Source organism: Brotaphodocola sp. (assembly GCF_050873365.1).
GTDB lineage: Bacteria > Bacillota > Clostridia > Lachnospirales > Lachnospiraceae > Brotaphodocola.
The window spans coordinates 1-8378 of the sequence record NZ_JBNMIQ010000050.1 but is presented as its reverse complement, the minus strand read 5'-3'; the positions used below and the strand labels follow the sequence as shown (position 1 = coordinate 8378).

Annotated in this window: 8 protein-coding genes; all 8 read right to left on the bottom strand. The window is 46.0% G+C overall.

All coding sequences use genetic code 11. The annotated features are described in order from the left end of the window. Positions 1 to 432: 432 nt before the first annotated feature. Positions 433 to 969 (bottom strand): hypothetical protein, encoded by a 537-nt coding sequence (locus tag ACR0QT_RS14140; protein WP_432631336.1) that lies wholly within the window; start codon positions 967 to 969, stop codon positions 433 to 435. Positions 970 to 1184: 215 nt separating this feature from the next. Beyond that, the gene (locus tag ACR0QT_RS14135) at positions 1185 to 1742 is read right to left on the bottom strand and encodes an NUDIX hydrolase (RefSeq protein WP_177977991.1); all 558 of its coding nucleotides are present in this window, start codon (positions 1740 to 1742) and stop codon (positions 1185 to 1187) included. 79 nt (positions 1743 to 1821) lie between these two features. Then, on the bottom strand, positions 1822 to 2631 hold the full coding sequence (gene proC, locus ACR0QT_RS14130; RefSeq protein WP_432631335.1) for a pyrroline-5-carboxylate reductase: 810 nt from the start codon (positions 2629 to 2631) through the stop codon (positions 1822 to 1824). Between the two features lie 93 nt (positions 2632 to 2724). Beyond that, positions 2725 to 3324 (bottom strand): glycerol-3-phosphate responsive antiterminator, encoded by a 600-nt coding sequence (locus ACR0QT_RS14125; RefSeq protein ID WP_432631334.1) that lies wholly within the window; start codon positions 3322 to 3324, stop codon positions 2725 to 2727. 308 nt (positions 3325 to 3632) lie between these two features. Continuing rightward, positions 3633 to 4370 (bottom strand): glycerophosphodiester phosphodiesterase, encoded by a 738-nt coding sequence (locus ACR0QT_RS14120; RefSeq protein ID WP_432631333.1) that lies wholly within the window; start codon positions 4368 to 4370, stop codon positions 3633 to 3635. A 287-nt stretch (positions 4371 to 4657) separates the two neighbouring features. Beyond that, positions 4658 to 5539, bottom strand: a complete 882-nt coding sequence (locus ACR0QT_RS14115; protein WP_308451488.1) for a carbohydrate ABC transporter permease — start codon at positions 5537 to 5539, stop codon at positions 4658 to 4660. A 13-nt stretch (positions 5540 to 5552) separates the two neighbouring features. Then, entirely contained in the window at positions 5553 to 6458 is a 906-nt protein-coding gene (locus ACR0QT_RS14110) for an ABC transporter permease subunit (RefSeq protein ID WP_177977987.1), read from the bottom strand. Between the two features lie 102 nt (positions 6459 to 6560). Continuing rightward, positions 6561 to 7925: an ABC transporter substrate-binding protein gene (locus ACR0QT_RS14105; protein ID WP_432631332.1), complete on the bottom strand. Its 1365-nt coding sequence runs from the start codon at positions 7923 to 7925 to the stop codon at positions 6561 to 6563. Between the last annotated feature and the right edge of the window lie 453 nt (positions 7926 to 8378).

The window sequence follows — 8378 nt, the reverse complement described above, 5'->3', positions numbered from 1 at the left end:
CATCTTCTTATCAAAATCACTGCGCTTCTCCGTTCCACTGCGGTCGGTGCATAACAAGCGCCACTGGCGCTTTGCACCCTCGCGGAGCGTATAACTCAGAAGGGGATTGTCTCCCCTCCTGAGAAAGTTTGTGATACCCCACCTATAGAGGAGGGGGACATCCACTCTGAGTTATATCAACATTTTTTGTACGTTCTCATTTATTCTAATCGATTCAAGTTGACACTCTCTAAAATGTGACAACTTGCTATCATTATAGCCTCTCTTCCCTTCAAAATCAAACGATTCTTTTTTCCTCCATCTATCCCTTTCCCTCCATTTTCCCGTAAAAGCAACGATTTTCCAGACAAAAAAACAAGATGTTGAGCGTCAGCGCCAAACGCTTTCAACATCTTGTCACAATCTTTCAAAAGTGAAAAAACTCTTAATTTTCTAAAAGGAAATAAAATTTTTGAGAATCCAGGCTCCAATCACAAATTCCACCCAGATTCCAACTGCGCAGAGAATCCCTGCAATCGCCCAGATTCGTCTCTGATACGGTCTTTTTAATGAATGTGGATATTCCACACTCTCTGCAATCAAAAGAAACCACGATGCCAGATAAAAAAGATCCTGCGGAAGAGATGCACACAAAAAAAGGACAAGCCCGCCCGCTCCCCTCGTCCATGTCAGAATCACAAGCGTGGCTGAGGCACAGGCTCCAATCAAAAACAAAACGATTCGCACTCCCACGCTCGCAAATCGCCCCGCACAGATCAACGCAAGCCCTCCTGTCTGCACAAAGCGCAAAGCGATCATCCGAAAGAGACCACTTCTGTTCTCCCCCGAAAGATCCCCACACCGACTCCCGATCAGATTAGAAAGCACAGTCACATTGATCAGACCGGAGACAAATGCACGGTTTGCAAAAATCGAGGCAAAAATCCACCCCGCTACCGCCCAGAGCCAAAGTCGCTGTACTCTCTTCATCGCGCACTCCGCAACATTTTTTACACTCTATGATAGAATACAAGGAAAAATGTGTTTTTATTAGAATGATCAAAAAGTATACAAAAATCCCCTCTAATCGTATGCTCTATAAATAGGAACCAAAAATTTTTACCTGAACAAAAAACAGCTCCGCCAGCGGAGCGTAACCAGCGCCTAACCAGCGTGTCTAGCCTGTTATGTTCTATTTCTTTCTTTTATCTGCGATACTTTCTCGCATAAGCCATGATCGCTGCAACGGTCTTCGCATCCGTCATCTTTCCGGTGTAGATCAGCTCTTCGAGATCCTCAAGCTCCCACGCCTCGACATTGATCACCTCATCCTCATCGAGATGCTGGTGGGACGGAATCAGATTGCGAGCCACGAAAATATCAATCGCCTCATCGCAGAATGCAACCGTCGTATTCAAACTCATCAGATACTCAAGCTTATCACAGCGGTATCCGGTCTCCTCCTCAAGCTCCCGGTATGCGCACTCAATCTTCGGCTCGTTCGGATCATCCAGTTTTCCTGCCGGGATCTCAAGCGTCTCACGGTCGAGTGCATTGCGGTACTGGCGCACCATCAGCAGTTTTCCGTCATCTGCAACCGCAACGACTGCCGCTGCCCCGTCATGATGAATGTAATCCCAGTGTGCCTCATGTCCATTTGCAATCACCGTATCCTCATAAATCTTGAGAATGTTTCCCGTGTATTTCAACTGACGATCCTTGCGGATTACCGGCGGAATCTTCTTCGTCTCCTTGTTCTCCATAATCTTATTTCCTCTCTTCCAGTGTTTTTCATACTTGTCTATTCGTATTCGTGTTAGTGCTCGTGTTACTTTACTTGCATCATTTCACTCTCGTACATTTCTCATAGCACGCGTCGGATGCCTTGATCAGCGCATTCCGAAGTCCATACTCCTCAAGTGCAGAAACTCCGGCAATCGTCGTACCGCCCGGAGAGCAGACCTGATCCTTGAGTTCTCCCGGATGCTTTCCGGTCTCAAGCACCATCTTCGCACTTCCGAGAACCGTCTGTGCCACCATCTGATAAGCAGATGCTCTTGGAAGTCCGTATTTCACCGCACTGTCTGCAAGCGCCTCAATAATCATGTAAATGTATGCCGGCGAGCTTCCGCTTGCACAGACAACCGCATTCATCAGATTTTCCCCGACGATCTCCATCCTGCCAAAGGAACAGAAGAATGCACGGATGTCCGCTCTCTCCTCATCGGAAAATTGCTCTTCCTCAAAGCTGACTCCCGTCATTCCCTCTCCGACAAGCGCCGGTGTGTTCGGCATCGCTCTGACCACACGCACCGGCTTTCCAAAGCGCTTTCCGAGATCCTCAATCGTAATTCCCGGAGCGATCGACAAAATCACCTGATCCGCAGAAACCACCTCCCGAATCTCTCCGATCACCGTATCATACTGCTGAGGTTTCACTGCCAAAATCAGGTACTTAGAGGACTTTGCACACTCTAAATTCGAGGAAGCCGGATGCACACCGGTCTCCTCCTCCACCTTTGCCATCTTCTCCCGATTTCTCGCAGAAAAAGTGAGACTCTCCGCCGGAGTCTCCTGAAGAAGCCCCTTCAACATCGCAAATCCCATATTTCCCATTCCGATAAATCCGTACTTATATGCAAACTCACTCATCTTCGCTTCCTCCTGTCTCTTTTTCTATCTCGTTTCTATCTCGTCGCTCTTGTCTTGTCAGCACCGTTTTCGTTTTCAAAGAATCCTGGAATCCTACATAAACCACAGCTCTTCCTTCGTCGTGGAGATCGCATCTGCTCCCGCAGAAAATGCTGCCATAATATCCTTCTTATCAGAGATCAGACCTCCGGCAATGATCGGAACCTCCGTAAATCCGCGAATCTCCTGAAGAACTTTCGGCATAATTCCCGGCATGATCTCAATCGCATCCGGACGAAACGACTCGATCTGCTTCTTCGTCGTACTCATCGCCATCGAATCAATCAAAAAGGTTCTCTGAACACCGAGCAATCCAGACTCCACCGCATGTTTGACAAGGAGCGGTTTTGTACTGATGATTCCATCTGCCAGCGTGTTTGTGCGGATGTAATCGACTGCCACCTCCTTGGCACTCAGTCCCTGAATCAGATCCACATGAGCCACTGCAATCTTTCCGTGCTCCTTGATCTGTCGCACAATATCTGTGATATTCAAAATCGTTCCATACAGAATAAATACCACCTGACACTCTGAATCAAAACACCGATGCAGTCCCTTATCATCTTTTACCGCTGCAATCACCGGTGAACTCTCAAACAACTCCATTGCCTTCATTCTTTCAACTCCCCATTCTTTCTCTAATTGACTCTCCATATATTCTCCTTTACTTTAGCAACGTATTTCCAATCCGTCAAGCAAAACTCACGAAACCGTCACTTTCCGAATAATCCAAAGCGACCTCACAACGCGAAGATAAATGGCTAAAAATTAACGAAAAAAAGGCTTTGCCAAAACACATAGCCCATCTCTGGACTTTGCGTTTCTGCGAAAGCCTTTTTCTCATAACTTTTCCCCTTGCTGAACAGATAATGTTCTCTTCTTATGACCCTATAAATTTTTAAACATTTAACATTTCAACCGACATTTATAACATTTATAAAACGATTATTCAATTATTTCTCTTACTGCTCACTTGTCTTGCTGTCAACGTAGCGCTTGCAGACATCCGGATAATTGCTGATGACGCCCTCGCACTTCCAGTCCCAAAGCTGTTCGAGCGTTGCCATGTCATTGACCGTCCATACATTGACATCAATGCCATTCTCATGGCAGATCTTAACCTCTTCCTCGGTCAGACCCTTGTAACCCGGATGATAGCACTGCATATCGTACTTCTTGCAGTAATATCCGGCATTTCCAAGTCCCTCATGCTCTACAAGTGCGCCTCCCGGAATCTCCGGTGCGAGCTTTCTCAGCAGAAATACAGAAGTATGATTGAAGGAGGAGAAGATGATGCGATCTTCCAGTCCATATTTCTTTACCAGTGCCAGAGTTTTCTCCTCCAGCTCTGCATAATAAAAGACTCCGCTCTTAATCTCCACATTGGTCACAAGCGACTGATCCTTCGCCCATGCACAGTACTCTTCGAAAGTCGGGATCTCCTGAAAACCATATTTTCCGTTCCAAACCTGAGCTGCATTGAATTTCTTCAGCTCCTCAAGTGTATAATCTCTGACATAACCGGTTCCGTCTGTCGTGCGATCGATCTTCTCATCGTGGATGACAACAACCTCTCCGTCCTTTGTCAGCTGAACATCCAGCTCAATACCATCAACGCCGAGCTTTCCAGCCTCCTTGAATGCGAGCATCGTATTCTCCGGATATCTTCCGCTGTAACCTCTGTGTGCATAAACCTTCATCTTGTTTCCCTCCGCTGTTTCTCACATTTTTCTTGTCGTCTGTCATGAAACAGATGCAAAATCAGGTGAACAATCAACCGTTCTTATACGTCAACTGCTCTATGCCAAGTATAGCACTCTTCCCATCTTTTTGCATCTGTTTCGTGTAGGTTTTACGCAAAAACTTTGTAAATAATGTTTCAAATATATTTCAAATACATTTACATTTTAAATACATTTCATTTCACGGAAATCATTACTCAATAACCCTAAATCAAGATTGCCTTACTTTCTTTACTTCATTGTCTTTACTTCATTGCTGCCTTCGAGTAGCCAGTCAGCATGTACTTCTGGAAGATGAAGAACAGGATGATAACCGGTACAACCGCAAGTACTGCACCAGCCATGATCTCATGGTTGTTCATCGTTGCCTGTCCTGCAAATGTGTTCTTTAAGTAAGCCAGTCCAACTGTCAGAACTCGTCTCGTCTCGCCCTTTGCGATGATCTTCGGCCAGAAGTAAGCGTTCCATCCGTTTGTGAATGTTACAAGCGTTACGGTGAACAGTGTGGACTTACACATCGGAACAAGGATCTTTGTGATCATTCCGATTCTTCCAAGTCCATCCATGCGTGCAGCCTCGAGATAGCTGTCGTCGATCGACATGAAGGTCTGACGAAGCATGAAGATGTAGTACGGAGAAACTGCCTCCGGAAGAATCAGACCGATGAAGGTCTCAGACATTCCCCAGTTTGCCATCATGATGTAAATCGGAATAAAGGTTACCTGAAGCGGAATCATCAGTGCGCCGAGCACGATGATGAAGCACAGGTTCTGTCCCTTGAATTTTCCCTTTGCGAAACCGTATCCCGCAAAAATACCGGTTACGACCTGAGAAATCAGGATTCCGGCTGTCATCACAGCCGTGTTGTAGTAATACTTGATAAAGTTGCCTCTCTTGAGCACGTTGATGTAGTTCTCAAAATGGAACTCTCTCGGCCAGAGAGTCGGAACCGGAAGAAGGATCTCTTCCTGTGATTTTACTGAAGATACTAACATCCAATAGATCGGAAATACGACAATCAAAAGAACAATCGTAGCCAGAACGTACTGGAGTACCGTCATCACTTTTTTCTTATGCCGTGCAGCCTCGTTCAAATCGATGCCATTGGCATTTGCCTGTCTACCCATGATTGTTCTCCTCCTATGAATCGTAAGTTACGTTTCCACCGGAAACCTTCATCGTCGCAACCGTCACGATCAACAGCAGTACGAAGAAAAAGATTGCAACTGTCGATGCACGGTCCATACGAAAATCTACCATTGCATAACGATAAATGTTGTAAACAAATACCTCAGTGGAACGATACGGTCCGCCCTGTGTCAAGATATCTACGGACTGGAATACCTTCATAGAAGAAAGGAAGGTCGTTACAAACAGGAACAAAGTGGTCGGAGAAAGCATCGGAAGCGTGATCTTGAAGAAACGCTGTACCTTGTTTGCTCCGTCAAGGGAAGCTGCCTCATAGTAATCCTGAGCGATTCCCATCATTGCTGCCAGATAAACCATCATTCCGTATCCAACACAGCGCCATCCGGTCAGCATCAATACGGAAATCAGAGCCATGTGGCGGTTACCGAGCCAGTCAACTGCCGGAAGTCCCACTAAGGAGAGCAGGTAGTTGAAAATTCCGTTGTCCTTATTGAAGATCCACAGGAAAACAACTGCTGCAGAAGACATTGCTACGTACTTCGGCATGAAGACGATTGCTCGCATTGCCGAAAATCCCTTTGTCATACGGTTGAAGATGAGTGCAAACACCATGCCACCGACAAGGGTAATAAAAAGTTCTCCTGCTGAGTACAGGCAAGTTACTTTCAGAGAGTTCCAAAGATACTTTGTTCCGGAGCCTCCAAAGAGCCAAACCCAGTTTTTGAATCCAACATAATTCCAGGTATCATTCAGCAGGTTCCAGTCGGTAAAGCTGATCTGAAGCAGCTTAACGATCGGATAATAGGTAAAGACTGCCAGGAATACCAGCACCGGAAGGACACATAAGAAGTCCTTCCAGGCCGATGCACTCCTAGGGTTAATTTTCTTGTTTGACATGTTGCTACACCCCCGCTTGTGTTTATCGTAACGTTCCCTATTTTGTAACTACTCTATCCCCCCGCAGTTACAGATTTTTAACTTATCTTAACTCAACTCTTATTATGAATCACCAAGCACGTCGTTGATCTCGTCTGCCATCTGCTCCATTGCTGCCGGAACATCTCCGCCTTCCATCATAACCTCTGCCATGGAGTTCTTCCAGATAGTAGCAAGCTGACCCCAAGCCTTGTGCTGGATTCTCGGGTTGATCTCATCAAGGTTGTCCAGAATTGCCTGGAATGCCGGCTTCTTCTCAAGGAATGCCTTACCCTCATCGGTATCAAGAACAGATTTTCTGGTCGGCATATAACCGGTACCCTCTGCCCAGGTCATGTTGACATCCTTACTGCACAGGTACTGCATGAACTGCCAAGCTGCGTTCTTGGTTGCCTGATCGTTCTTTGCCGGAATCAGAAGTGCGCATCCGCCGATCTCCTGATCCTTGGTGTCGCCACCCGGAAGCCAGGACATGCCAACCTCAAAGTCACACTGATCTACATAAGTGTTGTAAAGAGAAGTCGTATGTACAACGGAGAATGCCTTTCCATCGATGAAGTTCTGTCTCATGTTGGAGGAAGCATCATCACCGGTACCGGTCCAGTAGGTGTAACCCTCATCGCACCAGTCTTTGATCTTCTGTGCTACTGCAACTGCCTTCTCATCAGCCAGATCGGTGGTTACCTGATCATCGTTGATGATCTTCACGCCATTGTTCTGGTAGAAGGTCTCAAAATACCACTGATCCCAACCAGGAATAATCGTACCGTATACAGCGGTGGAACCGTCTGCGTTCTTCTGGGTTGCCTTCTCAAGGAATGCATCCATATCGCTCCACTTCTCCGGAATCGTGAGTCCCATCTCATCTGCCATATCCTTGTTGTAGAACATGATCTGAGTGGAGATCAGGAACGGAAGGGAAACAACCTTGTCGTTATACTGACAAGCCTTGATCATACCATCACCAAAGTCTGTAACGTCGTAATCGCTTGCCTGAATGTATGGGGTCAGATCCTCGGTCAGTCCGCCTGCTCCGTACTCTGCGATGTAGGAGGTGTTTGCAACGGTGATTGCCGGAAGGTCTGTTCCTGCTGCATGTGCTGCAACCAGAGCCTCATTTACCTTGCTGTAACTTCCGATGTACTCTGCCTCTACGGTGATCAGATCCTGAGAATTGTTGAAATCATCAACAACCTTCTGAACGGTATCTGAATACTGATCCTCAAGTGCATGCCACCATTTGATCGTGATCGGCTCTGTGACCTCATACTTGGAGGCATCCACCTCTCCAGTGGTCTCTCCTGCTGCGGTTGTCTCTGCTGTCGTGCTCTGTCCACCTGCTTTTCCGGTAGAACCACCACCACTACATCCTGCCAGTGTGGTTGCCGCTGTCACTGCTGCCATAACCAACGCGATCTTTTTTCTCATATTCCTTCTCCCTTCTTAGAGCGCCGTTTCCGGAAAATGAGCGCAAAAAAAGAGATTACACAAAACTGATGCATCTTCCCCCCGCACAGCGGTGCGCATCTCTTTTTGCCATAATCTCATCATCTCTTCCTCGGCGTATTCATTTCTTATGACATTGATTCTACCATTGTTTTGTATAAAATGCAACTCTTTTTTGAAAATTTTTTATATAATTTTCCATTACTCGTTTTATTTTTCACAATTTATTGATTATTTTTTAACAATTTTGACAATTTTTTATGGGGCTTTTTCATATAAGCCCCATAATTTTTCCGGTTCTATACTGAATGTTGGGGTGTGTTGAAAAACATACTTCCAACATTCTTTTTGTTGTAATAAAATACATCTATAAGAAGCCTCCCAAATCATTTTACCGACCAAAGTTTAATGCTACGGAGGTGACCCCTTATAGAT

What these genes read in the sequence shown, in the direction of transcription:
- ACR0QT_RS14140 (WP_432631336.1), bottom strand. Translation starts at nt 969, where the DNA reads ATGAAGAGAGTACAGCGACTTTGGCTCTGGGCGGTAGCGGGGTGGATT.
- ACR0QT_RS14135 (WP_177977991.1), bottom strand. Translation starts at nt 1,742, where the DNA reads ATGGAGAACAAGGAGACGAAGAAGATTCCGCCGGTAATCCGCAAGGAT.
- proC (WP_432631335.1), bottom strand. Translation starts at nt 2,631, where the DNA reads ATGAGTGAGTTTGCATATAAGTACGGATTTATCGGAATGGGAAATATG.
- ACR0QT_RS14125 (WP_432631334.1), bottom strand. Translation starts at nt 3,324, where the DNA reads ATGGAGAGTCAATTAGAGAAAGAATGGGGAGTTGAAAGAATGAAGGCA.
- ACR0QT_RS14120 (WP_432631333.1), bottom strand. Translation starts at nt 4,370, where the DNA reads ATGAAGGTTTATGCACACAGAGGTTACAGCGGAAGATATCCGGAGAAT.
- ACR0QT_RS14115 (WP_308451488.1), bottom strand. Translation starts at nt 5,539, where the DNA reads ATGGGTAGACAGGCAAATGCCAATGGCATCGATTTGAACGAGGCTGCA.
- ACR0QT_RS14110 (WP_177977987.1), bottom strand. Translation starts at nt 6,458, where the DNA reads ATGTCAAACAAGAAAATTAACCCTAGGAGTGCATCGGCCTGGAAGGAC.
- ACR0QT_RS14105 (WP_432631332.1), bottom strand. Translation starts at nt 7,925, where the DNA reads ATGAGAAAAAAGATCGCGTTGGTTATGGCAGCAGTGACAGCGGCAACC.